22 protein-coding genes and 1 riboswitch are annotated in these 25,374 nt (G+C 75.6%); of the genes, 7 read left to right on the top strand and 15 right to left on the bottom strand.

Annotated elements, in window-relative coordinates:
- Positions 1 to 978, bottom strand: a complete 978-nt coding sequence (gene rfaD / locus H596_RS0107220) for an ADP-glyceromanno-heptose 6-epimerase (protein ID WP_027284309.1) — start codon at positions 976 to 978, stop codon at positions 1 to 3.
- A gap of 47 nt (positions 979 to 1,025) precedes the next feature.
- Between rfaD and H596_RS20570 the strand changes: the two genes are divergently transcribed.
- Both H596_RS20570 and metE read left to right on the top strand, forming a co-directional pair.
- Positions 1,026 to 1,292 (top strand): accessory factor UbiK family protein, encoded by a 267-nt coding sequence (locus H596_RS20570; RefSeq protein WP_037300397.1) that lies wholly within the window; start codon positions 1,026 to 1,028, stop codon positions 1,290 to 1,292.
- Between the two features lie 34 nt (positions 1,293 to 1,326).
- Positions 1,327 to 1,549, top strand: a riboswitch (cobalamin riboswitch).
- Positions 1,550 to 1,624: 75 nt separating this feature from the next.
- Positions 1,625 to 3,940 carry a 5-methyltetrahydropteroyltriglutamate--homocysteine S-methyltransferase gene (gene metE, locus H596_RS0107210; protein WP_027284308.1) on the top strand — a complete coding sequence of 772 codons (2,316 nt, stop codon included), beginning with the start codon at positions 1,625 to 1,627 and terminating at the stop codon, positions 3,938 to 3,940.
- Positions 3,941 to 3,971: 31 nt separating this feature from the next.
- On the opposite strand, the gene H596_RS0107205 is transcribed toward metE, so the two are convergent.
- Positions 3,972 to 4,691: a DUF1028 domain-containing protein gene (locus H596_RS0107205; protein WP_027284307.1), complete on the bottom strand. Its 720-nt coding sequence runs from the start codon at positions 4,689 to 4,691 to the stop codon at positions 3,972 to 3,974.
- 138 nt (positions 4,692 to 4,829) lie between these two features.
- Between H596_RS0107205 and H596_RS0107200 the strand changes: the two genes are divergently transcribed.
- Both H596_RS0107200 and H596_RS20565 read left to right on the top strand, forming a co-directional pair.
- Positions 4,830 to 5,807 carry a Bug family tripartite tricarboxylate transporter substrate binding protein gene (locus tag H596_RS0107200; RefSeq protein WP_245583966.1) on the top strand — a complete coding sequence of 326 codons (978 nt, stop codon included), beginning with the start codon at positions 4,830 to 4,832 and terminating at the stop codon, positions 5,805 to 5,807.
- A 57-nt stretch (positions 5,808 to 5,864) separates the two neighbouring features.
- Entirely contained in the window at positions 5,865 to 6,605 is a 741-nt protein-coding gene (locus tag H596_RS20565) for an NUDIX hydrolase (protein WP_037300396.1), read from the top strand.
- Positions 6,606 to 6,609: 4 nt separating this feature from the next.
- On the opposite strand, the gene mazG is transcribed toward H596_RS20565, so the two are convergent.
- From mazG to H596_RS0107150, 9 genes are all read right to left on the bottom strand, one after another.
- Positions 6,610 to 7,416 carry a nucleoside triphosphate pyrophosphohydrolase gene (mazG, locus tag H596_RS0107190; RefSeq protein WP_027284305.1) on the bottom strand — a complete coding sequence of 269 codons (807 nt, stop codon included), beginning with the start codon at positions 7,414 to 7,416 and terminating at the stop codon, positions 6,610 to 6,612.
- 101 nt (positions 7,417 to 7,517) lie between these two features.
- Positions 7,518 to 8,312, bottom strand: coding sequence for an MBL fold metallo-hydrolase (locus H596_RS0107185; RefSeq protein WP_342663341.1), 795 nt, complete (start codon positions 8,310 to 8,312; stop codon positions 7,518 to 7,520).
- Positions 8,309 to 9,079, bottom strand: coding sequence for a TatD family hydrolase (locus H596_RS0107180; protein ID WP_027284303.1), 771 nt, complete (start codon positions 9,077 to 9,079; stop codon positions 8,309 to 8,311). Before H596_RS0107180 ends, H596_RS0107185 begins: the two co-directional genes overlap by 4 nt.
- Before the next feature lie 7 nt (positions 9,080 to 9,086).
- Positions 9,087 to 10,625 carry a methionine--tRNA ligase gene (metG, locus tag H596_RS0107175; protein ID WP_027284302.1) on the bottom strand — a complete coding sequence of 513 codons (1,539 nt, stop codon included), beginning with the start codon at positions 10,623 to 10,625 and terminating at the stop codon, positions 9,087 to 9,089.
- A gap of 20 nt (positions 10,626 to 10,645) precedes the next feature.
- Entirely contained in the window at positions 10,646 to 11,635 is a 990-nt protein-coding gene (locus H596_RS0107170) for a DNA polymerase III subunit delta' (protein WP_027284301.1), read from the bottom strand.
- The gene (tmk, locus tag H596_RS0107165) at positions 11,632 to 12,249 is read right to left on the bottom strand and encodes a dTMP kinase (RefSeq protein WP_027284300.1); all 618 of its coding nucleotides are present in this window, start codon (positions 12,247 to 12,249) and stop codon (positions 11,632 to 11,634) included. The genes H596_RS0107170 and tmk overlap by 4 nt, the downstream gene beginning before the upstream one ends.
- Positions 12,246 to 13,472 carry a D-alanyl-D-alanine carboxypeptidase family protein gene (locus H596_RS0107160; RefSeq protein ID WP_027284299.1) on the bottom strand — a complete coding sequence of 409 codons (1,227 nt, stop codon included), beginning with the start codon at positions 13,470 to 13,472 and terminating at the stop codon, positions 12,246 to 12,248. The genes tmk and H596_RS0107160 overlap by 4 nt, the downstream gene beginning before the upstream one ends.
- Before the next feature lie 22 nt (positions 13,473 to 13,494).
- Positions 13,495 to 14,364, bottom strand: coding sequence for a septal ring lytic transglycosylase RlpA family protein (locus H596_RS0107155; RefSeq protein ID WP_051212556.1), 870 nt, complete (start codon positions 14,362 to 14,364; stop codon positions 13,495 to 13,497).
- Complete coding sequence (locus H596_RS0107150) at positions 14,364 to 15,299, bottom strand: lytic murein transglycosylase (protein WP_156910060.1); 936 nt, start codon at positions 15,297 to 15,299, stop codon at positions 14,364 to 14,366. Before H596_RS0107150 ends, H596_RS0107155 begins: the two co-directional genes overlap by 1 nt.
- 194 nt (positions 15,300 to 15,493) lie before the next feature.
- Here H596_RS0107150 and H596_RS0107145 point away from each other — a divergent pair, with 194 nt between their 5' ends.
- Positions 15,494 to 16,894 carry an MmgE/PrpD family protein gene (locus tag H596_RS0107145; protein ID WP_027284296.1) on the top strand — a complete coding sequence of 467 codons (1,401 nt, stop codon included), beginning with the start codon at positions 15,494 to 15,496 and terminating at the stop codon, positions 16,892 to 16,894.
- 65 nt (positions 16,895 to 16,959) lie between these two features.
- On the top strand, positions 16,960 to 19,020 hold the full coding sequence (locus H596_RS20560) for a hypothetical protein (RefSeq protein ID WP_037300394.1): 2,061 nt from the start codon (positions 16,960 to 16,962) through the stop codon (positions 19,018 to 19,020).
- Here H596_RS20560 and H596_RS20555 read toward each other — a convergent pair.
- From H596_RS20555 to H596_RS20550, 4 genes are read right to left on the bottom strand one after another with little or no spacing between them, the layout of a single operon-like run.
- A complete protein-coding gene (locus tag H596_RS20555) occupies positions 19,017 to 20,264 on the bottom strand; it encodes a glycosyltransferase (RefSeq protein ID WP_051212551.1) in 1,248 nt (415 codons plus the stop codon). The two genes, H596_RS20560 and H596_RS20555, sit on opposite strands and share 4 nt — an antisense overlap.
- Complete coding sequence (locus H596_RS24080; protein ID WP_027284295.1) at positions 20,257 to 21,741, bottom strand: hypothetical protein; 1,485 nt, start codon at positions 21,739 to 21,741, stop codon at positions 20,257 to 20,259. The genes H596_RS20555 and H596_RS24080 overlap by 8 nt, the downstream gene beginning before the upstream one ends.
- A gap of 57 nt (positions 21,742 to 21,798) precedes the next feature.
- Positions 21,799 to 22,527 carry a glycosyltransferase family 2 protein gene (locus tag H596_RS0107125; RefSeq protein ID WP_027284294.1) on the bottom strand — a complete coding sequence of 243 codons (729 nt, stop codon included), beginning with the start codon at positions 22,525 to 22,527 and terminating at the stop codon, positions 21,799 to 21,801.
- On the bottom strand, positions 22,524 to 24,230 hold the full coding sequence (locus H596_RS20550) for an ArnT family glycosyltransferase (protein ID WP_051212550.1): 1,707 nt from the start codon (positions 24,228 to 24,230) through the stop codon (positions 22,524 to 22,526). Before H596_RS20550 ends, H596_RS0107125 begins: the two co-directional genes overlap by 4 nt.
- Positions 24,231 to 24,357: 127 nt before the next feature.
- Between H596_RS20550 and H596_RS20545 the strand changes: the two genes are divergently transcribed.
- Entirely contained in the window at positions 24,358 to 25,362 is a 1,005-nt protein-coding gene (locus H596_RS20545) for an MBL fold metallo-hydrolase (RefSeq protein ID WP_169579856.1), read from the top strand.
- Positions 25,363 to 25,374 lie beyond the last annotated feature (12 nt).

The raw sequence follows: 25,374 nt of genomic DNA, 5'->3' as shown, positions 1-25,374 counted from the left end.
TCAGGGCTCGCGGTTCCAGGGGTTGGCCTCCAGCCAGCGCACATAGGATTCCACGCCCTGCTCCAGCGGCGTGGGAACCATGTCGCAGCCCGCCTGGCGCAGCTTCCCCATGGGCGCCTCGGTGAAGTACTGGTACTTGCCTCCTAGGTCTTTCGGCATGGGAAAGAACTCAATCCTGGGTTCCTTTCCCATCGCCAGGAAGATCGCCCGCGCAAGGTCCAGGAAGCTCCGCGCCCGCCCGCTGCCGATGTTGAACAGCCCGCTCACCCCGGGGTGGTCCAGCAGCCAGAGCATCGCCGCCACCGCGTCGTCCACATGCACGAAGTCGCGCATCTGCCCGCCATCGGGGATGTCCGGCCGGTCGGAGGCGAAGAGGCGCGCGGGGCCGCCCGCCTTCGCCTCGCGCCACTTGTGCAGCGCCACGCTCGCCATGCGGCCCTTGTGCGCCTCGCGCGGGCCATAGACGTTGAAGAACTTGAGCCCCGCCCATTGCGGCGGACGCGCCCGGCCCAGGGCCAGCATCTGCGCCACCCGCCGGTCGAACAGGTGCTTGGACCAGCCGTAGAGGTTGAGCGGAACGAGCCGCGCCAGCGCCTCGGGCGTCTCCTCGTCGGCGAAGCCCGCGCTCCCGTCGCCATAGGTCGCGGCCGAGGAGGCGTAGAGGAAGGGAACCCCCTCCCGCGCGCACCACTCCCACAGCCGCAGCGAGAGGGTGAAGTTCGCCGCCACCACGGCGTCGGCGTCGGTCGCCGTGGTGGCGCTGATGGCGCCCAGATGCGCCACCGCCCGGGGCTTCAGCGCCAGCGCCTGCTCCAGCGCCTCGGGCGGGAGGAGATGCGCGATCACCGCGCCTTCCAGGTTGCGCCATTTCGTGCCGGACTCGAGCCGGTCGAGCACCGCCACCTCCTCGCCGCGCGCGGAAAGGGCCTGGACGAGGTTGGAGCCGATGAAGCCGGCCCCGCCGGTGACGAGGATCATGGCCCCGGGTTAGAACCCCCGCGCCAGACGATCAACGGGAGCCCGCCATGTCCGCACGCCAGCGCCTCGACGACCTCGCCGGAGTGGCGGGGGGCGCCTTCTCCCTGCTCTCGGGGCTGCGCGCCGAGATGGAGGCCATGGCCCGCGCCCAGGCCGAGGCCATGGTGCGCCGCCTCGAGCTCGCCCGCGCGGCCGATCTCGACGCCGCCATGGAGGTGGCCCGGCGCGCGCGCGAACAGGCCGAGGCGCTGGAGGCGCGCGTCGCCGCGCTGGAGGCGCAGATCGCGGCCCTGAAATCCGCCCCGGAGGGGTAACCAACGCGCCGCTTGCCGGCGCTGCCCCATAAAGATATGTTTATGGCGCGTCGGTCCCGCGCGAGCGGGTGAAAAGGGAAGGCCGTGCGGGGGCGCACCCCAAGTCGGCCGCTGCCCCAGCAACTGTCGGCGGGAAGTCGCCGGTCCGGCCCCGATGTCGGGGCGCCACTGCGCGAGCGGGAAGGCGGGACCGGCGGCGAGGGGGCGTCAGCCCCGCGCCCGCAAGCCAGGAGACCTGCCGTCGCCGCACACCCCGCCTCTTCCGCGGAAGGGAAGGGGGCGCGCCACCCTCACGGCCGGGCTGGGTGCACCGGGCGACGGAGACCTCTGCGATGACCATCGCCGCCAATCTCGGCTACCCGCGCATCGGCCCGCGTCGGGAGCTCAAGACCGCCCTCGAAGCCTTCTGGGAGGGGCGCAGCAGCGAGGCCGGGCTGCTCGCCGCCGCCGCGGGCCTGCGCGCCGCCGCCCGCGCCGACCAGCTCGCCGCCGGCGTGAGCCACATCCCCTCCGGCGATTTCGCCCTGTACGACCATGTGCTCGAAACCGCCTGCGCCTTCGGCCTGATCCCCGAGGGCTATGGCTGGTCGGGCGAGGGGCCGGCCTCGCTCGCCACGCTCTTCGCCCTGGCGCGCGGGGCGCGCGGCGGCGAGGCCGAGCGCGCCGCCGGCGTGCCGCCCGGCGCCGTGGCGCTCGAGATGACCAAGTGGTTCGACACGAACTACCACTATCTCGTCCCGCGCCTGTCGGCCGCCATGCGTCCGCGGCTGCTCGACCATCGCTGGGCGCGCGCCTTCCGCGAGGGGCTCGCGCATGGCCAGCGCACCCGGCCCGTGCTGCTCGGCCCCGTCTCGCTGCTGCTGCTCGCCAAGCGCGAGGATGGGGGGCGGCCGCTCGATCTGCTTCCCCTGCTGCTGCCCGCCTATGCCGAGGCGCTGCGCATCCTGGCCGAGGCCGGCGCGGCCTGGGTGCAGATGGACGAGCCCTGCCTTGCCGCCGATCTGCCCCCGGGGGCGGAGGCGGCCTATCTGCAGGCCTATCAGAACCTCGCCGCCGCCGCCCCGGGGCTCGATCTGATGCTCGCCACCTATTTCGGCGGGCTTGAAGAAAATCTTCCGCTCGCCGCCAGCCTGCCCGTGGCGGGGCTGCATCTCGATCTCGTGCGCGCCCCCGGCCAGCTCGACGCGGCGCTCGCCGCGCTGCCCAGGGGCCGCTGGCTCTCCCTGGGGCTGGTGGACGGGCGCAATGTCTGGCGCACCGATCTGCGCGCCGCGCTCGCCCTCGCCCGCCGGGCGGAGGCGGCGGGTTTCGGGCGGCGGCTGATGATCGCCCCCTCCTGCTCGCTGCTGCACGTGCCCCTCAGCCTCGCCCAGGAGACGGGGCTCGACCCCGCGCTGAAGCGCCGCCTCGCCTTCGCGCGCGAGAAGCTGCGCGAGGTGGCCCTGCTCGCGCGCGGTCTCGACGAAGGGGAGGGCGCCATCGCCGCCGCGCTGGAGGAGAGCGACCGCGCCCTGGCCGAGGCCCGCGCCGACGCCCGGCTGCACGACCCGGCCGTCGCGGCGCGGATCGCCGCCATCACGCCCGAGATGGAGCGCCGCCGCAGCCCCTATCCCGAGCGCGCCCGGGCGCAGGCCGCACGCCTCGGGCTGCCCCGCCTGCCCGTCACCGCCATCGGCTCCTGGCCGCAGACGGCGGAGGTGCGGGCGCTGCGCGCCCGCCTCGCGCGCGGGGAGATCGAACCGGCCGCCTATGAGGCGGAGCTCGAGCGCCTCACCGCCGAGGCCGTGCGCTGGCAGGAGGAGATCGGCGTGGACGTGCCCGTCCATGGCGAGTTCGAGCGCAACGACATGGTGAAGTATTTCGGCGAGCGGCTCGCCGGCTTCGCCTTCACGAAGCATGGCTGGGTGCAGAGCTATGGCAGCCGCTGCGTCGCGCCCCCGATCATCTGGGCCGACGTCTCCCGCCCCGCGCCGATGACCGTGCGCTGGTCGGCCTACGCGCAGTCGCTCACCGACCGGCCGATGAAGGGGATGCTCACCGGCCCCGTGACCATGCTGCAATGGTCCTTCGCGCGCACCGACATCCCGCGCGAGAGGATCTGCCGGCAGATCGCGCTCGCCATCCGCGACGAGGTGCTGGACCTCGAGGCGGCGGGCATCCCGATCATCCAGATCGACGAGCCCGCCTTCCGCGAAGGCCTGCCGCTGCGCGCGGCCGACCGCGCCGACTACCTGCGCTGGGCGGTGGCCTGCTTCCGCCTCGCCGCCTCGGGCGTGCGCGACGAGACGCAGATCCACACCCACATGTGCTACTCGGAGTTCAACGACATCATCGAGAGCATCGCGGCGATGGACGCCGACGTGATCTCGATCGAGACGGCGCGCAGCGACATGGAGCTGCTGCAGGCCTTCCTCGACTTCGACTACCCCAACGAGATCGGCCCCGGCGTGTGGGACATCCACAGCCCTCGCGTGCCCACCGCGGAGGAGATGGCGGGCCTGCTGCGCCGGGCGACGAACCGCATCCCGGCCGAGCGGCTCTGGGTGAACCCCGATTGCGGCTGCAAGACCCGCCGCTGGGCCGAGGTGAAGCCCGCCATGGCCAACCTCGTCGCCGCAGCGCGGAGATTGCGGGCCGAGCTGGCCTGACGGGGAAGGGTGGGGGGGCTCTCGCCCCCCCTCAGCGCGGGAAGCGCAGCGAAAGGCCCTGGCGGCGCCAGGCCTCCTCCATCGCCTCCATGTCGAAATTGCCCGAGGGGTTGGCCCGGCGCGGGGCGTCCCTCAGCCCGGGCTCGCGCTGCACGCGCCACAGCCGCAGCAGCCGCGCGAGCTCCTTCAGCGGCTCGCGGTGGTCGTCCACGCGCAGGTCGAGGTCCGGGAAATCCTCGGTGGTGATGATGTAGAGCGCGGCGGATTGGCGGCCGCGCCGGTCGCCGCCCGCGGCCTCGCCGGCCTCGAGCGCGGCGAGCAGCCGCTCGGGCAGGGGGAGTTCGTCGCGCGCGAGGAAGGCGGCCATGGTGTCGGCCACCACCGCCTCGCTCGCCAGCATGTTGCCCGCCACCGACCAGCCCTGGCCGGTGATGCCGCCCGCCCAGGGCACGCAGTTCGCCCCGGTCCAGACGGCGGAGCGGCCATGCACGTCCACCGCATGCACCTGGCGCAGCCCCTTGCCCTCATCGCCGGCCAGCGCCCCCTCGATGGCGGCGGCGGGGTGCAGGCCGCGCGCCATGCCGTCGAGCACCGCCGGGCCGAGATAGCGGTTGGTGATGGACTGGGTGGAGACCGCGCCCACCCCCCGCCGCAGGAAGGGGCAGGAGGCGCCCACCGCCAGGTTGCAGGTGGTGATGGCGAGGCCGAAACCCTGCGTCTGCGGGTCGTGGACGATCAGCGACCACGTCATGGCGACCACGTCATGCGGCAATCTCCCTGGAACCTGCAGTATAGGCGCGGGGCGCGGCGCGGGAAGGGATGGGCCGTCCCTGCGGTGGACAAGGCCGCCGCGCCGTGCATCCCTTCGCCGCACCCGGAGGAGACGCCCATGCCCCTGCTCTCGCGCCGCCAGGCGCTCGCCGCCTCTCTGCCTCTGCTCGCCGCCCCGGCGCTCGCCCAGCCCGCCTGGCCCGACCGGCCCATCCGCCTGGTGGTGCCCTTCGGGGCGGGGGGCGCGATCGACACGCTCTCGCGCACCGTCGCCGCCCGCTTCGCCGAGTTCGCCAACGGCCATGCGCTGGTGGTGGAGAACCGCCCCGGCGCGGGCGGCACCATCGCCGGCGCCTTCGCCGCGCAGCAGCGCCCGGACGGGCTGACGCTGATGATGGCCGACATCGGCGCGAACGTGATCGGCAAGGAGTTGAACCCGAACCTGCCTTATGACCCGATGACGGCCTTCACCCCCGTCATCCACCTCGTCCGCCTGCCGGCGGTGCTGATCGCCCACCCCGCCGTGCGCGAGCAGACCCTGCCGGAGATCATCGCCGCCGCCCGGGCGCGGCCCGACGGCTTCGTCTTCTCCTCGGCCGGCAACGGCAACGGCTCGCACCTGTTCATGGAGCTGTTCCTGCGCCGCGCGGGCATCCGCATGACGCATGTGTCCTACCGCTCGGGCGCGGAGATGGTGACGGCGCTGGTGCGTGCCGATGTGCAGTTCGGCTTCCCCACCGTCTCCTCGGCGCTGGCGATGATCCGCGACGGGCGGGCGCGGGCGGTGGCGGTGGGCACGGCGGGGGGCACGCCGCTTCTTCCCGGCGTGCCGACCATCGATACGGTGCTGCCCGGCTTCGACGTGGCGGTCTGGCACGGCATCGTCGCGCCCGCGGGCATGGAGCCCGGGCTGGTGCAGCGCATCAACGAGGTGTTCGCGCGCATCATCGCCCTGCCCGAGGTGCAGCAGCGCATCTTCGAGACCCAGGCGGGGCGGGTGGTGGGCGGCAGCCCGGCGGATTTCGCCGCGCATCTCCGCCGCGAGTTCGACACCTGGGCCCCCATCATCCGCGAGGGCAACATCCGCGCCGACTGATGCGCAGGGCGCGGGCGGGGGTGGGCAAGGCGCGCGCGCCGCGCTTCACTGCCGGCCATGAGCGCACCGCCCGCCACCCCCCGCCCCGCCGCCACCCTGCTGCTGCTGCGCGACGGGCCGGGTGGGCTCGAGGTGCTGATGGTGGCGCGCGCGCGGGAGGTGGATTTCGCCTCCGGCGCCCTGGTCTTCCCCGGCGGGCGCGTGGACCCCGAGGACCACGCCCTGGCCGACCCCTCCGACCCGCTGGGCGCCTTCCGGATCGCCGCGCTGCGCGAGGCCTGGGAGGAATGCGGGCTGCTGCTGGCCCGCCCCGGCCGCGCGGCGGGGGAGGGGGCCTTCGCCCAGCACCTCGCCGCGCGCGGCCTCGCGCCCGACGCCGGGGCGCTGGTGCGCTTCGCCCACTGGATCACCCCCGCGCACAGCCCCAAGCGGTTCGATACGCATTTCTTCCTCGCCCGCGCCCCGGAAGGGCAGGAACCCGTGCATGACGGGCGCGAGGCCACCGAGGCGATCTTCCTGCCTCCCGCCCAGGCCGTGGCGGAGGCCGAGGCGGGGCTGAGGACGCTGGTCTTCGCCACCCGGCTGAACCTGCTGCGGCTCGCCCGCCACGGCAGCGTGGCCGAGGCCATGGCGGAGGCGGAACGAAATCCTATCGTGACGGTCTGCCCCGAGCCGATCCCCGATGCCGAGGGCAATGTGATGCTGCGCATCCCCGAGGCGGCGGGCTATGGGGGCAGCCTGTTTCCCGCCAAGGACCGCCCGGCCATGGGCGGGCGCTGGCCCGGCCAGAAGGGGTAGGGGGCTACAGCCCCTGCGCCTTGGCCGCCTGCCAGGCGGCCTCCATCTCCTCCAGCGTCGCGTCCTGCGGGGCCTTGCCCTGGGCGGCCAGGGCGGTTTCCACCGCGCGGAAGCGGCGTTCGAACTTCGCGTTCGCGCCGGCGAGCGCGGCCTCGGGGTCGAGGTCGAGCTTGCGGGCCAGGTTGGCGACCACGAAGAGCAGATCCCCAAGCTCATCGGCCAGGCGGGCGCGGTCCGCGCCGGGCAGCTCGCGCCGCAGCTCCTCGGCCTCCTCGGTGAGCTTGTCGAGCACGGCCGCGGCGTCGGGCCAGTCGAAGCCGACGCGCGCGGCGCGCTTCGTGAGCTTCACGGCGCGGGTGAGGGCGGGCAGATGCGCCGCCACCCCGGCCAGCGCGCCCGTCTCGGCCCGGGCGGCGCGCTCGGCGGCCTTCATGGCCTCCCAGGCCTCGCTCTGCGCCTCGGCCGAGGCGATCTCGGCCGCGCCGAAGACATGGGGGTGGCGGCGGATCATCTTGGCCGCGATGGCCTGGGCCACCTCGGCGAAGCCGAACCAGCCGCGCTCCTCGGCCATGCGGGCGTGGTAGGCGACCTGGAGCAGAAGATCGCCCAGCTCCTCGCGCAGCTCCGCGGGGTCGGGGCCGCGACGGATGGCGTCGGCCACCTCATGGGCTTCCTCGACCGTGTAGGGCGCGATGGTGGCGAAATCCTGCGCCACGTCCCAGGGGCAGCCGGCCGCGGGGTCGCGCAGCCGGGCCATGACGGCGAGCAGGGCGAGGGTGGCGGCGGCGGGGTCGGGGGGCGCTTCGGTCATGGGCGGGGTGTGGCGCGGGGGCGGCGGGCTGTCCACAGGGTTGAAAGTCGCATAATCAATATTATGGAAAAATCTGCGTCTGGGGATAACCCGGGGATAAATCAGCCCGCCGCTTCCAGCTCCATCCCGTCGAAGCCGGGCTCCACCCCCTCGGGCAGCGATGCGCGCAGCCGCGCCTCGTCGAGCTGGTTGCCCATATGCGTCAGGACCATGCGCCGCGGGCGATAGCGGTCGCGCCAGGCGAGCACCGTGGCGAGATCGGCGTGGACCGGGTGCGGGCCGGGCTGGAAACAGCCCACCACCCAGGTGTCGAGCCCCGCGAGGAAGGGCTCGCTCTCCGGCGGGAACGCCGCCACATCGGTGCTGTAGGCGAAGCCGCCGATCCGCAGCCCCAGGCTGCGCATCACCCGGTGGTCCTGCGCGAAGACGCGGCCCGTGAGGCCCGGCAGCGTCAGCGCATCGCCGGGGGCGAGTTCATGCACCTCGAAGGCCGGGCGGTAGAAGCCGCGCGTGGGCGGCAGGAAGCAGTAGTCGAAGCGCCGGCGCAGCTCGGCCAGCGTCGGCGCGTCGGCGAAGAGCGGCAGCGCCCGGCCCGTGGCGCGGTTCACCGCGCGCATGTCGTCCAGCCCCGCGATGTGGTCGGCATGGGCGTGGGTGATGAACAGCCCATGGATCTCGGCCGTGCCGGCGGCCAGGAGCTGTTCGCGCACATCCGGGCCCGCATCCACCAGCAGCCGCGTGCCGGCGGGGCTTTCGATCAGCGCCGAGGTGCGCAACCTGCGGTTGCGCGGGTGGGAGGGGTCGCAGGCGCCCCAGCCGTCATGCAGCCCCGGCACGCCCTGCGAGGGGCCGGTGCCGAGCAGCCGCACCCGCAGCCGGGGCCCCTGCCCGCTCACGCCGCCTTGGTGAAGAGGCGGTGGAAATTCGCCGTGGTGACGGCGGCGAGCGCCTCCAGGCTCATGCCCCGAACCTCCGCCAGCACCCGGGCGGTGTGGACGGTGTAGCCGGGCTCGCAGCGCTTGCCCCGCAGCGGCACGGGGGCGAGGTAGGGTGCATCCGTCTCCACCAGCAGCCGCTCCTCGGGCAGCCGGGCGGCCAGGGCGCGCAGCTCGGCCGATTTCGGGAAGGTCAGGATGCCGGAGAAGGAAATGTAGCCGCCCATCTCCACCGCCTTTTCAGCCAGTTCGGGGCTGGAGCTGAAGCAGTGCATGAGGAAGGGAAAAGCCCCCCCTGCCCGCTCCTCGGCCAGGATGCGCGCGCAATCCGCATCGGCGTCGCGGGCATGGATGCACATGGGCAGGCCGGTGGCGCGGGCGGCGCGCAGATGGCGGCGGAACCCCTCCTGCTGCACCGCGCGCGGGGCCTTGTCGTAGAAGTAATCGAGCCCGCTCTCGCCGATGCCGATCACGCGCGGGTGATCGGCCAGCGCCACCAGTTCCTCCACCGTGGGCATGGGGCCCTCGGCGGCGCGGTGGGGGTGCACGCCCACCGTGGCCCAGACCTCGGGGAAGCGTTCGGCCAGAGCCTTCACCGCCGCAGCCTGCGGGACGCTGGTGCCGATGGTCACCATCCGCCCCACACCGGCGGCGACGGCGCGGGCGATGACGGCCTCGACCTCCTCCTCGCCGAAATAGTCGAGGTGGCAATGGGAATCGATGATCATCCGTGGGTTACGCCGGGTTCTGGATCTTTTGGAAGAGCGGCGCGGGCGCGGGCAGCGCGAGGCCGCCGGGCAGCGGCGCGGCGAGGGCGGCGAGGCTGCGCGCCCCCTCGGGCACGCCGAGCTGGTCGAGCATGCGCGCCATGGTCCCGGGCATGACGGGCTGCAGCAGCGTGGCGAAGACGCGCAGCGCGTCGTGCAGTTCGCGCAGCACCAGGGCCATGCGGGCCGGGTCGGTCTTCTTCAGCGCCCAGGGCGCCTCGCGGGTGATGTGGGCGTTGGCCTCGCGCACCGCCTCGAAGATCGCCTCCAGCGCGGCGTGGAACTCGAGCCGCTCCAGCCGCTCGCCCACGCGCTGCGGCAGCGGGGCGACGAAGCCCGCATGGAAGGCCGCGCCCGCCTCGCTGGCGCCCGGCGGGGGCAGCAGCCCCGCGCAGTTGCGCTGGATCAGCGAGAGGGTGCGGTTGGCCAGGTTGCCCAGCGCATCCGCCAGCTCGCCGTTCAGGCGGTTGATCAGGGCGGCGCGCGAGAAATCGCCGTCCTGGCCGAAGGGCACCTCGCGCAGCAGGAAATAGCGCACGGGGTCGAGCCCGAACTCGGCCACCAGCGCCACCGGGTCGATCACATTGCCGAGGGATTTGCTGATCTTCTGCCCCTCATTCGTCCACCAGCCATGGGCGAAGACGCGCGAGGGCGGGTTGAGCCCCGCCGCCATCAGGAAGGCCGGCCAGTAGATGGCGTGGAAGCGCAGGATGTCCTTGCCCACCAGGTGCAGCCGCTCGGCCGATTGCCAGAAGCGCCAGAGCTCCGCCTTTTCATCGGGATAGCCGAGGGCGGTGATGTAGTTCGTCAGCGCATCCAGCCAGACATACATCACATGCGCCTCATCCCCCGGCACCGGCACGCCCCAGCGGAAGGAGGTGCGGGAGATGGAGAGGTCATGCAGGCCGGACTTCACGAAAGCAATGACTTCGTTGCGCCGGCTCACAGGCTGGATGAAGTCCGGGTGCTTTTCGTAGAAGTCGAGCAGCCGCTCGGCCCAGTTCGAGAGCCGGAAGAAGTAGGAGGGCTCCTTCACCCAGGCGACCGGCGCGCCCGAGGGGGCGTATTTCACGCCGTCGCGCTCGGTCAGTTCGTCGGGGCCGTAGAAGGCCTCGTCGCGCACCGCGTACCAGCCCTCATAGGCGCCGAGATAGATCTCGCCCCGCGCCTGAAGCGCCTTCCACAGCGCCTGGCAGGCGGCGCGGTGGCGCGGCTCGGTGGTGCGGATGAAGCCGTCATTGGACAGGCCCATGGTGGCGGTGAGGTCGCGGAAGGCCTGGCTCACGCGGTCGGTGAAGGCCTGGGGCTCCTCGCCCGCGTCCTGGGCGGCGCGCTCGACCTTCTGGCCGTGCTCGTCCGTGCCGGTGAGGAAATACACCTCCCGCCCCGCGAGCCGGCTCCAGCGCGCCAGCACATCGGCGGCGAGGCTCGTGTAGGCGTGGCCGATATGGGGCCGATCGTTCACGTAATAGATCGGGGTGGTGATGTAGAGGGGCGGCCGGCTCATGGGGCCTTTCTGGGCCGGGCTCAGCCGCCCCGCAAGGTGGCGAAGGCGGCAAGCAGCGCCTGGCGCCGGTCGAGGGAGAGGCGCTCGGCCTCCTGGGCCTGGCGGCGGATGGCGGAGGCGGCCTCGGCCCAGGCGGCCAGCGGGCGGCGCGCCGCCCAGGGCGGCCCCCCCTGCCCCATGGCCGCGGCGCGCACGCCCGATTCGATGGCGCGCGCCAGCAGGTCGAAGAAGGTGGCGAAGGCGGCGCCGGCCTCGCGCCCCGCGAGGCGATCGGCGAGGGCATGGGCGGCCTCGGCCCCCGCGCCCTGGGCGAGGGCCTGCTCGGCGAGGCGGGCGAGTTCGAGCCCCTCGGCGGCCATGAGGTCGAGGGCCCGGCCGGGCGCGCCGCCGGCGAGCGGGGCCAGCGCCCCCGCGCCCGGCTGCCAGGATTCCAGGAGCGAGGCGAGGACTCCTTCCGGCAGAGGAAAGAAATCAAGCCTACGGCAGCGCGAGCGGATGGTGGGCAGGAGCCGCCCCGGTGCATGGGACACAAGAATGATGACTGTCCTAGGCGGCGGTTCCTCCAGCGTCTTGAGCAGCGTGTTGGCCGCGGGCGCCTCCATCGCCTCCGCCTCGTCCAGGATGACGCAGCGCCAGCCCCCCTCCGCCGAGGTCAGCGCCAGGAACTGACGCGCCCCGCGCACCTCCTCCACCTTGATCGTGCGCCGCTTGCCCGCCTCCTCCTCCGGCGCCAGCACCAGCAGATCCGGGTGCGCCCCGGCCGAGACCCGCCGCAGCACGGGCGAATCCGGCGGCAGCCACAGCGGCCCCTGCCCCGCCGGAGCGCGCAGCTGGCCGGCCAGCAGCCAGGCGGCGAAGCGGAAGGCTGCGCTCGCCTTGCCCACCCCGCGCGGGCCGCAGAACAGCCAGCCATGGTGCAGCCGGCCCGACCGCGCCGCCCCCTCGAGCGTCGCGAGCGCCTCCTCCTGCCCGATCAGCGGCGGGCAGGCGCGCGGTTCGGCCGGCGTCACGGCGCGCCGAGCCGCGCCCGGCAGGCCGAGAGCGCCGCCTCCGTCACCGCCGCCTCCGGCGCCGCAGCGTCCAGCACCGCGAAGCGCCCGGGCTCGGCCGCCGCCTGCTCTAGGAAGGCCGCCCGCACCCGCTCATGGAACCCCGCCCCCAGCGCCTCGTAGCGGTTCGCCTCGCCGCGCGCCGCCGCCCGCGCGAGGCCCTGCTCCACCGGCAGGTCGAAAAGCAGGGTCAGATCGGGGCTCGCGCCGGGCAGCAGCGCGGCGCGCAGCCCCTCCCAGGCGGCGCGCGGCGCGCCCTGCCCGCCCACCTGATAGGCCAGGGTGGAATCGAAGAAGCGGTCGCACACCACCCAGACCCCGGCGGCCAGGGCGGGTTCGATCAGCCGCGCCCAATGCTCGCGCCGGGCGGCGAAGTGCAGCGCCATTTCGGCCAGCGCGTCCCAGGGGCGGGAGAGCAGCAGGCCGCGCAGCGCCTCCGCCCCCGGGCTGCCGCCAGGCTCGCGCGTGCGCAGCACGGGCAGCCCCGCCTCGGCCAGCGCGGCAGCCAGCCGCCGCGCCTGGGTGGATTTGCCCGCCCCCTCCCCGCCCTCGAGGGTGAGGAACCGGCCCCTCACGTCCCGCCGCCGAGCAGGCTGCGCGCCACCGCCGGGATGCGCGCGAAGAGGCCGAGCCGCTCCACATCCGCGCCCGCATAGAGGGGAATGGTCATCGGCGGCACGCCGCGGCCCGAGACCTCGAGCCGCCCCATCTCCTGCCCGCGCAGCACCGGGGCGGTGACGGGCGCCTCGTAGCGCAGCCGCACCTCCAGCCGCTCGCGCCAGCCGCGCGGCAGGGTGGCCACCACCTCCTGCCCCACCACCAGCGGCACGCGCGGCCGCTCGCCCAGATGCACCGGCGCCTCCTCCACCGTGTCGGCGGCGCGGAAGAGCACCACGTTGTCGAACTCGCGGAAGCCCCATTCCATCAGCCGCTCGCTCTCCTCGGCGCGGGCGCGCATCGAGGGCAGCCCGCCCAGCACGAGGATGAGCCGCCGCTCGCCCCGCCGGGCGCTGGCGGTCAGGCCGAAGCCCGCCTCCTCCGTATGGCCGGTCTTGAGCCCGTCCGCGCCGGGGAAGCGGCCGAGGATGAGGGGGTTGCGGTTCTCCTGCGCGATGTTGTTCCAGCGGAAGCTGCGCTCGCTGTAGAAGCGGTAGAATTCCGGGAAATCCGTGATGATGCGCCGCGCCAGCAGCGCAAGGTCGCGCGCCGTCATGCGGTGTTCGGGGTCGGGCCAGCCGGTGGCGTTGCGGAAATGGCTGCCCGCGAGGCCGATCTCGCGCGCCATCCGGTTCATCAGCTCCACGAAGCCGCGTTCGGAGCCCGCGATGGCCTCGGCGAAGACGATGCAGGCGTCGTTGCCCGACTGCACGATCACCCCGCGCGCCAGATCCTCCACCGTCGGCGTCGAGCCGCGTTCGAGGAACATCCTGGACCCGCCCATGCGCGCCGCCGTCTCGGAGACCGCGAGCGGCTGATCGAGCCGCAGCCGCCCGCGCCGGATCTGGTCGAAGACGACATACATCGTCATCAGCTTCGACATGGAGGCGGGCGGCATGGAGGTGTCGGCCGCCTTCTCGAGCAGGGTGGCGCCCGTCTCGAAATCCACCATCAGCACATGGCGCGCCTGGGTCTCCACGGGGCCGAGGGGGGATTGGGCGGGGGCGCTGGCCGGGGCGGGCGCGGGGCGGGGGGCGGGGCGCGGGGATTGCGGCGCGCGCTGCGGCTGCGCGGCGGCGGGGCCGGCGAGGCCCGCGAGGGCGGCGGCGCCGAGCAGGGCGCGGCGGGGGGAGGGATTCATGCGCCGGAGAGTGGCCCCCGCCTCACTCCACGACAAGGCGCAGCTCCGGCAGGCCGGCGGCCATGGCGCGCGCGAAGGCGGCATCCGCCTCGGCCAGGGTCGCATAGGGCCCGGCGCGCACCACGAACTGCTGCTGCCGCCCGCGCGGGCCGAGCGGCTCCGCCCGCGCGCCCGGGATGCGCGCGGCCTCCCGCTCGGCGAGGTCGCGGCGGAAATAGCGCCCCGCCTCGAGGCGGATCCGGCCCGGGGCGGGCGCGCCCTGCGTCACCGCCTCGGGCAGCCGCTCGGGCGGGCGCGGGGATGGGGCCGCCGCCCCGGCCGGCGCGGCCTCGCGCCGGGCCGGCTCGGCGCGCGGGGCGGCGGCGCGCCCCCCCTCGGGCGGGGCGAGGCTTTCGCGCGTCACCGCCTCCACCGGCGCGGCGGCGATGGGCAGGGCGGCGGCCTGCCCCGGCAGCCCCTCGATGGCGGCGCGCGAGGCGGGGCCATCCAGCACCACCCGCGCCTGGAAGGGGCCGGTGGCGCCCAGCAGCAGGGCGGCGCGCGGGCTCACCGCGATCAGCCGCGCTGGGTTCTCGGGGCCGCGGTCGTTCACCCTGAGCCGCAGGCTCCGGCCGGTCTCGAGATTGGTCACGGTCACGATGGCCGGAAGCTGCAGCGTGCGGTGGGCGGCGAACATCCCGTCCTCCCGCCGCTCGCCATTCGCGGTCAGGCCCCGGCGCGGCGGCTGGATGGCGGCGATGCCGCGCTCGTCCAGCGCGAACTCCTCGCGCGGATAGGCCCAGAGCCCGCCGGCGCGATAGGGCTCGCCCAGATGGTAGCGCGGGCTGGGCGCGGGGCCGGATTCGCAGGCGGCGGCCAGCGCCGCGAGGGCGAGCAGCCAGGGCCGGCGCATCACGCCACCCGGTCGGAGAGCAGCCCCACCACCGTCGCGTAGAAGTTGGAGGGGTTGTAGCGGCGGATGGCGAGGAAGTTCTGCCCCACGAGGAAGGCCTGCTCATCCCCGCGCGAGAGGCCAGGGATCACCACCGCCCACTCGTTCTCCAGCGGCGGCAGGGCCGCGCCCGAGGCCCGCCGCACCCCGAGCCGCGCCCAGTCCCGCGGGGGGCGCATGTTCTGATGGCCCGAGAGCGCCGTGTCGAAGCCCGGCGGCAGCGCCACCTCGAAGCCCCAGATCTCGCCCTCGCGCCAGCCGCTGCGCGCGAGGTAGTTGGCGATGGAGGCCAGCGCGTCGGGCCGGCTGTCCCAGATGTCGCGCCGGCCATCGCCGTCGAAATCCACCGCCAGCCGCTCGAAGCTGGTGGGCATGAACTGCGGCTGGCCCATCGCCCCGGCATGGCTGCCGCGCATGCGCTCGAAGCCGATGTGCCCGGCGTCCAGGATGCGCAGCGCGGCGAGAAGCTCGGCGCGGAAGAAGGCGGCGCGCCGGCCCTCCCAGGCCAGGGTGGCCAGCGCCTCGATCACGTTGAAGTTGCCGGTGAAGCCGCCATAGCTCGTCTCCAGCCCCCAGATCGCCACGATCACCCGGGGGCTGACGCGGAAGCGCCGCTCGATGGCTTCGAGCGTGGCGCGGTTCTCGGCGAAGGCGCGCCGGCCGTTCTCGATCCGCGTGGGCGAGAGGCGCGCGTCGCGGTATTGCGGCCAGGTCTGGGTGAACTCGGCCTGGCGGCGGTCGAGCTCCAGCACCCGCTCATTGGGCCGCAGGCCCTGGAAGGCGCGGTTCAGCGTCGCCTGGCTCACCCCGGCCCGGCGCGCCTCCTGGCGCACGCCGTCGAGGAAGGCCTGGAAGCTCTGCTGCGCGCGGGCGGGGGCGGCCGCGGGGAGCGCCATGCCCCCGAACCCGACGCCCCCGAGCCCGACGCCCCCGAGTCCCAGCCCGAGGCGACGGCGCGTGATCATGCCCCGTTCGTGCCATGTCCCGCCCCGCGCCGCAACGCGCGCGGCCATGCCCGGGGCGGCGGCCCGCATTCCGCCCGCCGCGCATCTGGCCTAGGCTCGCGCGCAACCGCGAGAGGAACCCGTCCATGGCCGCGCTGACCGAGAGCTTCGCCCGCTATGCCGCCGCGATCCGGCACGCCGATCTGCCCCCCGAGGTGGAGGCCCGCGCCCGCTTCCTGCTGCTCGACCTGGTGGGCAACATGGTGCGCGGCCGCGCCGAGGCCGAGAGCAGCCCGCCGCTGATCGCCGCGGTGCGCGCCATGGGCCTCGGCCAGGGCCAGGCGGCGGTGTTCGGCGAGGCGGCGCGCTTCGCCCCCGCCGGGGCGGCCCTGCTGAACGGCTGCTTCGCCCACAGCCTCGACTTCGACGACACCCACGCCGCGGGCAGCCTGCATCCCGGCGCCCCGGTGATCCCGGCCGTGCTGGCCGCGGCCGAGATGACTGGCGCCTCGGGCCGCGAGGCGATCGCCGCGCTGGTCGCGGGCTATGAGGTGACGAACCGCCTCGCCCTCGCCCTGCCCGCGGGCGAGCATTACGACCGCGGCTACCACCCCACCGCCACCTGCGGTGCCTTCGGCGCGGCCGCGGCCGCGGGCCGGGTGATGGGCCTCGACGCCGCGCGCATGGCCGACGCCTTCGGCATCGTGCTGAGCCAGGCTGCGGGCAGCCTGCAGTTCCTCGCCAACGGGGCCTGGACCAAGCGCTGGCAGGTGGGCTGGGCGGCCATGGCCGGGCTCTCGGCCGCGCTGCTGGCGCGCGAGGGCTTCCGCGGCGCGGCGGAGGCGCTGGAGGGCAAGGCCGGCTTCCTGCGCGCCTACGCGCCGAACCCGGTGCCCGAGCGCGCGCTGCAGGAGCTCGGCGCGCAGTACGAGCTGATGGAGACGGCGGTGAAGCCCTACCCCTCCTGCCGCTACGGCCATGCGAGCGTGGACGCGGCGCTGGCGCTGCGCGCCGAGCACGGCCTCGCGCCCGAGGAGATCGAGGCCGTCACCATGGGCCTGCCCAACAAGGGCATGCTGCTCGTCGGCGCGCCGCTCGCCTACAAGCAGAACCCGCAGAACGTGGTGGACGGGCAGTTCAGCGGCCCCTTCGTGGTGGCCTGCGCCCTCGCCTTCGGCCATTTCGGCTGGGACAGCTACGCCCGGATGGAGGAGCCGGTGCTGCGCGCGCTGATGCGCAAGGTGGTCTGCGTGGAGGATCCCGAGGTGCAGGCCGAGTTCCCGCGCAACATGTCGGGCAAGCTCACCATCCGCGCGCGCGGGCGGGAGTTCTCGAAGATGGTCGTGGTGCCCAAGGGCGAGCCGGGCAACTTCCTCACCGAGGCGGAGCTGCGCGCGAAGTTCCACGGCCTGGCCGACGCGGTGCTGGGCGCGGAGCGCGCCGCCCAGCTCGCCGACGCCGTGCTGGGGCTCGACCGCGCGGCCGATGTGCACGCGATGATGCGCCTGGGCGCGCCGCCGCTGGCCGCGCGGATGGCGGGGGAATAGCCATTCCGGCCGAGCCCGGGTCCGCGGCCGGCCTCGCCTCCTTCGCCCCGGAGGAGCTTCTGGCCATGGCGCGCTCCCTCGCCGCCCAGGGCGCGCGGGGCGAGGCGCTGCGCCTGCTGCTCGGCGCGGAGGAGGCGCATCCCGGCGCGGCGGCGCTGGCCGGGGCCGCCCTCGCCCTGCTCGAGGGCCCCGCCCCGCCGCCCCTGCCGGCCGAGAAGGCGGCGCAGGCGCGGCTCGTCGCGCTCGCCGCCGCGGCGGAGGAGGCCGGGGCGCTGCCGGCCCTGGCCGCGCACCCCGATCTGCTGCCCGGACCTCGCGCCCAGGCGGGCCGCGCGCTGCTCGGCCGCGGGCAGGGGCGCGCGGCGCGCGACGCGCTGCTCGCCGCCTTCGCCACCGGAGCGGCGCTGCCCGAGGCCGCGCGCTGGGATCTCCAGGCCGCGCTCTGGCAGGCGCCGGGCCCGCTCGAGACCCCCCTGCCCGCCCCGCTGGCCGAGGAGGTGGCGCGTTTCGGGCAGGGCATGCTCGCCTTGCTCTCGGGCGCGGCGCCGGAGGCCGGGGCGGCGCCCGAGGCCCGGCTCACCCCGCACAGCCTCGCCCTGCTCTGGCTGACCGAGGCCTGCGAGATGCTGGACGCCGGCGCCATTCCGCCCGAGGCGCGGGCGGCGCTCGCCGCGCGCGCGGGGCTGTCGCCCGCCTTTCTCGATCTCGCCGCCGAGGGGGCGGAGGCGCTGGGCGAGGCCTGTTTCCGCGACTGGCCAGAGCTGCCCTTCGCCGGCGACGCCGCGATCCCGCTGCGCATGCGCGATGTGGCGGCGACGGTCCGCCTCGGCGGCAAGCCCTGCCTCTGCCCCTTCACCGGCAAGCGGCGGCTGCTGCGCGACAACCTCGCCCCCGACATCTTCCTCCATCGCGCCGACCCCGCGCCCTGCCTCGTGATGGCCGCGAGCCACTGGGTGCACGCGCTGCAGGACGCCGCCTGGTTCTTCCCCGCCGCGGGGCTGCTGCTGCTCGCCGCCCGGCCCGAGCGCGCCTTCGGCGGGGCCGAGGCGGCGCGGCGGCGCCTCGCCGAGGCGCTGGCCCAGGCCTGGATCCGCGCCGATGCGCTGCGCGCCTACCTCGCCGCCGAGGAGAGGCAGGTGGCCGTGGCCCCGCTGGTGACGGCCCATGTGGGCCATGAGCTGTGGAACAACCTCTCGGGCTGGGCGCGGCTCTTCTCGCTGGTCGGGCCGGAGGCGCCGGCGCACTTCGTCGCCCTCGCCCGCGGGCGCATCTATCCCGATCTCGCGGCCCTCTGGTCCGAGCACGCCGAGGCCATCGCCGCGCGGCGGCTGGAGGCGGCGGACGAGCGCGAACTCGCCCGCATGCTGCACGAGCGGCGGCTGCTGCTCGTCACGGTGCGGGACCAGTTCATCCCCGACGACCTCGCCCGGCGCATCGTCCGGGCCTCTCGCCGGGGCTGCGACCGCGGCTTCCTCGGCCGCCTCAACGCGCTGCGCGCCGAGGCGCCGCTGATCCTGCTCGTCACGCTGCGGCTCGGCAACCGCGCCTGGGTGGAGCAGGAGGAGGGGCTGATCGCCCTGCTGCGGGCGCTGGGCGAGGAGTTCCCGGGCCTCGCCGTGGTGCTCGACGGCATGAACGCGGGGGCGGAGACGGGCTCCACCCACGGGTTCATGTCGCTCGAGGAGGAGCGCGCGCTGGCCCGGCGGATCGAGGCCGGGCTCGGCGGCGCGCTGCGCGTCGAGAACGCGGTGGGCGCGCCCATGGCCGAGAGCATCGCGCTCTGCGCGGCGGCGGACGCCTTCCTCGCCCCCATCGGCGCGGGCATGGCCAAATGCCGCTGGATCGCGAACAAGCCCGGCGTGGCCTACAGCAACCCGATGATGCTGCGCCCCGAGAGCTATGACGGGCGGCTCTACGACAACCCCCGCTTCCGCGAGGCGCCGCGGCCTGCGGTCTTCCTCGAGCCGGAGGCGGTGCGGGAGGTGGAGGCCGCGCGCCACGGCCAGCCCTTCCGCGCCAATTTCTCGCTGGACTGGCGCGCGCTGCACGGGCCCACCCGGGCGCTGCTCGCGCGCATCGCCGCGCGCAAGGCGCAGGCCGGCGGCGACGGCAAGCGGCCGGCCTAACCCTCGCCCCCGTAGCACTCCGCGATGGCCGCGAGGAACTCGGCCGGGCCCGTCGCGTCGGCCAGCGTCGCCGCGATGGCCGCGCGCCGCGCCGGATCGGCCGCCTCCAGCAGCGCGCGCGCGAGGTCGGCCACCGAGCCGAAGCGGAAATGCAGCCCGTCGAGGCCGGGGCGCACCTTCTCGGCCATCCCGCCCACATCGGCCACGATCAGCGGCGTGCCGGCGCGCTTCGCCTCCTGGATCACCATCGGCGAGTTCTCCCACCAGCGCGAGGGCACGACCACCCAGCCGGCCGCGCGCATCAGCGGCAGCACGTCCCGCGCCCTGTAGCGCCCGCCGAAGGCGAGCGCGGGGCCGAGCTCCTCGATCAGAGGCGCCAGCCCGGGATGCAACGCGGCGACGGCCTCGGCGCTGGCCCCGTTGAGGGTGAGGTGCAGCCCCGGCTGCTCGGCCCGCGCCAGGGCGAAGGCGTTCAGCAGCAGGTCCAGCCCCTTGAAGGGCGTCGCCTGGCCGAAGAAGGCGAAGCGCGTCTCGATCCCGGGCGTATCGGCCCTGGCGCGCGGGGCGGCCATCATCGCCGCGCTCAGCGGGTTCTCGAGCACCAGGCCGCGCGCGGCGGGCAGCCCCCAGGCCTCGTAGCGCGCGCGCAGGAAGGCGCTCGGATAGACGAAGCGGTCGCAGGCGCGCAGCGCCTGCAGCAGAAGGGCGCGGCGGATGACGAGCCGCTCGATCGTCTCCTCCGGAAAGCAGCCGAGGCAGGAGAGCGGCCGCGCCTCCTCGCAGAGCTCCCCCCCCTGGGTGCGGACCATCTGGCCGTGGTTGAGGCAGATGGCGAGCATCTCGTGCAGCGTCATCACGAGGCGCGCCTCGGGCCGGGCTTTGCGCAGCGCGAGGATCAGGTCGGCGCCGACGCGCCAGTAGTGGTGGAAGTGATAGGCCGAGGCGCCGAGCCCCGCGAGGAAGTCCAGCAGCGCCCGCCGCCGCCCGGCGTCGCGCCAGGCCAGCCGGTCGGGGGTCATGCCGTCGAAGGGGTAGAGATACTCGTCCGGCCCGTGCCGCCACACGGTCGGGGTGGGGCGGCGTGCGGCCTGCGCGCCGAGCTCGGGCGAGGCGGCGACGAAGCTGACGCGCCAGCCGGCCGCGCGCAGCGCCTCGGCCTGGCGCCAGGCGGCCGTCTCGCCCCCGCCCTTTGAGTGCTCGGGATGGGCGTGGGCGATGATGCAGACATGGCGCGGCTCAGCCATGGGCGGGCCTGCCGGAGGAGTGCCGCGCCGGGAGGGCGCGCCAGAGCGCCTCGAGATGCGCCGCAAGCGGCGGGGCGGCGTCCGGGCAGGCGGGGGTGTGGGGCAGCGCCTCCCGGCCCGCGCGCCGCGCCAGGGTGGCCGCCGGGTCCGGCCCGGGCCCGGCGAGCCGGTGCAGCAGCAGCACATCCCGCGCGGGCAGCCCGGGCGCGCCGCCATGCAGCGCCTCGTCAAGCCGCTCCTCGATCATCGCCTCGGCCAGCTCGCGCAGGCTGAGCGCGCGGACGGGCCGCGCCCCGGCCTCCTCCAGCGCGCGCTCCGCCTCCTCGCCCGCGCGCGCCTCAATCCCGCGCTCCTCCAGCGCGAGCTGGGCGAGGCCGGCAGCGGGGCCGAAGAGCAGCAGGGGCGGCGCGGCATCGGCGAGGCTGGGCACGGCGGCCTCGATCAGCCGCAGCCCCAGCTCCTCCTCCACGCCGCCCAGCAGCAGCAGCGGCCTGCCCCCGGCGGGCCCGGCCGCGCCCAGCCCGGCCTGCAGCGCCGTGCACGCCGCCGCCTCGCGCCGGGCGAGCAGCCGCCCCAGCGCCCGGCGCAGCGCGGCCCGGGCCTCGGGTCCGGGCTCGGGGCCGAGGGCCGCGGCGGCCAGCCCGTCGAACAGCGCGACGAGGTCGCGCGCCGGGGCCCGGCTGCGGGCCCAGAGCTCCTCGGCGCCCAGCTCCGCCTGAAGGACGAGGTCCAGCGCCGTCCCCGGCGGGCGCTCCACCCGGCCCCAGCCGAGCAGCGCCTCGCCCACCGACTCGAGGCGCCACTCCGCGAGGGGCAGGGCGGAGAGGCCGCCCTCCGGCGCGCGCGCCAGCGCCTCCAGCCGCAGCGTCTCGGCGCGGAGGGGGCCGCGCCCCGCGGCCGGGCGCAGGGCGAGGCCGAGATCGCCCGCCGGGCTCGCCGCCAGGGCCAGCGCGGCGGCCGGCCCGAGCGGGGCGGCCTCGGGCCCGGCCGGCGGCAGGGCCGAGATCCATCCGGCCAGCGCGCCGCCCGGCGTGGCGCCACCCGCCAGCAGCGGCGCCAGAAGCGGCCCGGCCCGGCGCGCATCGGCGAGCAGCGCCATGGTCCGCGCCCAGGGCCGCGCGGCCAGCAGGCGGGAGAGATCGTCGCCGATGGCCGGATCGCCCAGCCGGGCGCGCAGCTCCTGCCCCCCCGCCTCGGCCCGCAGGGACAGCGCGCCCCGCCCCTCCTCACCCGCCGCGAAGACGATGTGGAAACCGTAGAGGCCGACGGCCCCGGGCGCGCCGGCCGCGACATCGGGGCGCCGATGCCGCCCCTCGTAGAGCAGCGGCAGCGCGCGGCCATCGGCCCCGTGGAACTGCAGCCGCGCCTCCGCCCCGCGCGGATGCATCACCCAGCCGCAGAGCAGCCAGCGCCCCTCGCCGAGCGGGGACAGGGCGTCGAGGCCCATCTGGAACGTCTCGCTCGCGTGGCAGAACATGCGGCAGCCCCCTGCGGGCCTTGTCGCACCAAGGCCGAGGCCCCGGCAAGGCGGGGGTCAGCCGGGCGGGATTTCCTCGGCCCGCGCGACCACGCGCCGGCGTCGGCGCAGCCACATCACGCCCAGCATGTCGTCGATGCCGACCCAGAGCCGGTCGAAGAAGCCGTATTTCGACCGCCCCGCCCCGCGCGGGCGGTCCGTCACCTCGACGAACACGACGCCGAGCCCCTCGCGGCGCACCAGCGCGGGCAGGAAGCGGTGCAGCCCGTCGAAGGCGGGCAGGGCGAGGTAGGTCTCGCGCGGCAGCAGGGCGAAGCCGCAGCCCGCATCGCGCGCGCCGTCGCGCAGCAGGGCCTGGCGGATGGCGTTGGCCAGGCGCGACTGAAGGCGCTTGAAGCCCGTGTCCTTGCGCCCGCGCCGCTGGGCCATGGCGAGGCCCGCGCCCGGCGCGGCCTCGAAGGCGGCCAGAAGCCGGGGGATCTCGGCCGGGTCGTTCTGCCCGTCCCCGTCCACCAGCACCACGAGCGCCCCGCGCGCGGCCCGCACGCCGGCGCGCTGCGCCTCCGCCTTGCCCGCGTTGCGCGCGAGCGCGAGCAGGCGCAGATGGGGCCGCCCCGGGCGCAGCGCCGCGATCTCGGCGCGGGTGGCGTCGGTGGAGCCGTCGTCCACATAGACGATCTCGAAGGGCAGGAGGGGCGCGAGCGCCGCCTCGATCTCCGCCACCAGGGGTGCGATGTTGCCCGCCTCGTCCTTGACGGGAAGGATCACCGACAGGCGCGGGCTCATCCCCCCTCCTTCAGCCGCCACAGGCCCATCCGGCGGTGCCGCCCGCCATTGAGGTTGCGCCCCTCCACCATCGCCAGCGGCTCGGCCGCGAGGCCGCGGGCGGCGAGGGTGGCGAGGAAGGCCGCCTCCTCCGCCGGGCGGCCGCGCCGGCCGGGGGCGGCGTCCACGAAGGCGAGGCGGCAGGGCCCCTCGGCGAGGAAGAGCGCCGCGCCCTCGCCATCGGTCAGCAGCGTGTCCGTCCGGGTGAGGACGACGAGGCTCGGCTCGCGATAGCCGGCGGAGGCCAGCCGCGTCTCGGCGCAGGGGGCGTGGCGGGCGGCCGCCGCGGCCATGCGCGGCGAGAGCCAGATCGTCTCCGCCCGCGCGAGCAGCGGCCAGGCGCCGAGCCAGGTGGCGAGCGCCGTCGCCGCCGCCACCGGCACCGCCGCCATGGCCGAGCGCCGCGCCACCGCCCCCGCCAGCACCCCGAGCCCGACGGCGAGCAGGAAGGCGGGCGGAACCCACAGCGGCGGCCAGCCCTCGAACCAGAGAAAGGCGCCGAGGCCGAGCCCCCCCATCGCCGCCGGCAGCAGCCAGAAACCCTGGCGCATCAGCGCGCTGAACCAGCCGCCGGCGATCGCCCCCGCCCCGCCCAGCGCCAGCGCCACCAGCGCCGCCAGGGCCGGATAGGTGGGCAGCACGTAGTGGGGCAGCTTGGTCGCCACCGCCTCGAACATCACCCAGGCGGGCAGGATGAGGCAGAGCAGCGCCTGCACCTCGCGCAGCCGCCGCTCGCGCCAGACCCACCACAGCGTGGCGGCGAGGAAGGGCGCGGCGGGCCAGAAGGTGACCCAGACGAGCAGGCTGTAGAAGCCCGGCGGCCCGCCATGGCCCTGGTGCGCCTCGGTCACCTTGCCGAGCGCGTTCCAGCCGAGCGCGGTGGCGAAGAACTCGCCCCGCGTGGCGATGGCGATGGCGACATACCAGGGCAGCGCGAGCCCCAGCATCGCCAGCACCCCCGGCCAGGGCCTGAGCGCGCCGAGCCAGCGCAGCCCGCGCGCGGGCAGGCAGAGGGCGGCGGCCGCGACCAGCACGACCAGCGGGCCGATGGGCCCCTTGATCATCGCCGCCGCCCCGAGCGCGCCCCAGAACAGCCAGGGCAGCCGGCTGGCGCGCACCGCCGCGGGGTCGAGGAAGGCGCGGACCAGCACGCCGAGCGCGGGCAGGGTGAAGGCCAGCAGCGCCGCATCGGTCTTGGCGATGCGCGCCTCCACCCCCAGGAGCAGCGCGGGCGCGAGGAGCAGCCCCGCGAGCAGCGCCGCCTGCGGCCCCACCAGCGGGCGGAAGGCCCAGACCGTGAGCGCGGCGGAGGCCACCGCGCCGATCAGCGAGGGCAGGCGGAACACGCCGATGGGCGCCTCCGCCCCCTGCCCGCTCAGCGCCGCGGCGGCCGCCTGCAGCCAGTAGATGCCCGCGGGCTGCTTGTGGCGCGGCTGGTCCTGGTTGCGGGGCTCGAGGAAATCCCCGCTTTCCAGCATCTGCTGCGTCGCCATGACGTAGCGGCCCTCGTCGCGGTCGGTCGGCGGGAGGGAGGCGTAGCCGGGCAGGAAGGCCGCGAGCGCCACCAGCGCCACGAACAGCATGGACCGCGCCTGGCTGGGCGCGAGCAGGGCGAGGAGGCGGGCGGAGTGCCGCTCCGTCCAGGCGGCGAGGGTGGCGGGCATGGGCCTGACGCGGAAGGGCGGGGGCCCCGTGCGCCGGGGCCGGCGCGCTGTGTGGCACGGCGGGGGCCCGGGCGCCACCCCCCGCCTCCCGCCCGCGCGGGAAAGGCCGCTATGCTCCCGCCACAGAATGACGAGGCCGAACCGCCCCTCCCCCCGCCCCATGGGCCGCCGCGCCGCGGCGCTGCTGCTGCTCGGCGCGGCGGGCTGCGCGCCCGACGGGGACCATCACCCCGCCCTCTCGCAGCCGCCGCCCGACGGCATCCTGGCCGACCGGCTGCGCCTGCTCTTCGGCGCCGTGCCCGCCAGCGCCGCGGCCGAGGCGCTGGGGCGGGAGGCGGCGCTCGCCGGCTGGCGGGGCGGCGGCGATGCGGTGATGTGGCTCGGGCACGCCGGGGTGATGCTGCGCCTCGGCGGCGTGGTGGCGGTGGTGGACCCGGTGTTCGGCGAGCGCGCCTCGCCCCTGCCCGGCCTCGGCCCGCGCCGGCTGGTTCCCCTGCCCTTCGACGCCGAGAGCCTGCCGCCTTTCGACCTCCTGCTCCTCACCCACGACCACTACGACCATCTGGAACTGCCGAGCTTCCGCGCCCTGGCCCGCCGCCCGGGGGTGGCCTGCCTGCTGCCGCTGCGCGTCGCCGCGCTGCGCGGCATCGCCTGCGCGCGCACCGAGGCGCTGGGCTGGGGCGAGTCGCGCAGCCTGGGCGGGCTGACGGCCACCTTCCTGCCCGCGCGGCACGAATCCGGGCGCGGGCTGTTCGACCATCGCGTGACGCTCTGGGGCGCCTGGGCGCTGGAGGGGGGCGGGCGGCGCGTCTATCTCGCAGGCGACAGCGCCCATGGCCCCCATTTCGCCGAGGCGGGCGCGCGGCACGGGCCCTTCGACCTCGCCGTCATGGGCGTGGGCGGCTTCCTGCCCCGCCGCACCAACCATCACCACCACGCGAGCCCGGAGGAGGTGATCGAGGGCTTCCGCGCCCTGCGGGCGCGGCGGCTGATGCTCGTCCACTGGGGCACCTATCCCATGGGCGCGGAGGACACGGGGGCCGCGCCCGCCGCCACCCTGGCCGCCGCCCGCGCCGCAGGGGTGGAAGGGGCGGTGATCGTCCCGCGGATCGGGGAGACGATCCCGCTGTGACGACGCCCACGC

The organism is Rubritepida flocculans DSM 14296, from assembly GCF_000425365.1.
In the GTDB taxonomy this organism is placed as follows: domain Bacteria; phylum Pseudomonadota; class Alphaproteobacteria; order Acetobacterales; family Acetobacteraceae; genus Roseococcus; species Roseococcus flocculans.
The sequence above is the reverse complement of the archived record's forward strand: the minus strand, read 5'-3'. Positions and strand labels throughout refer to the sequence as shown.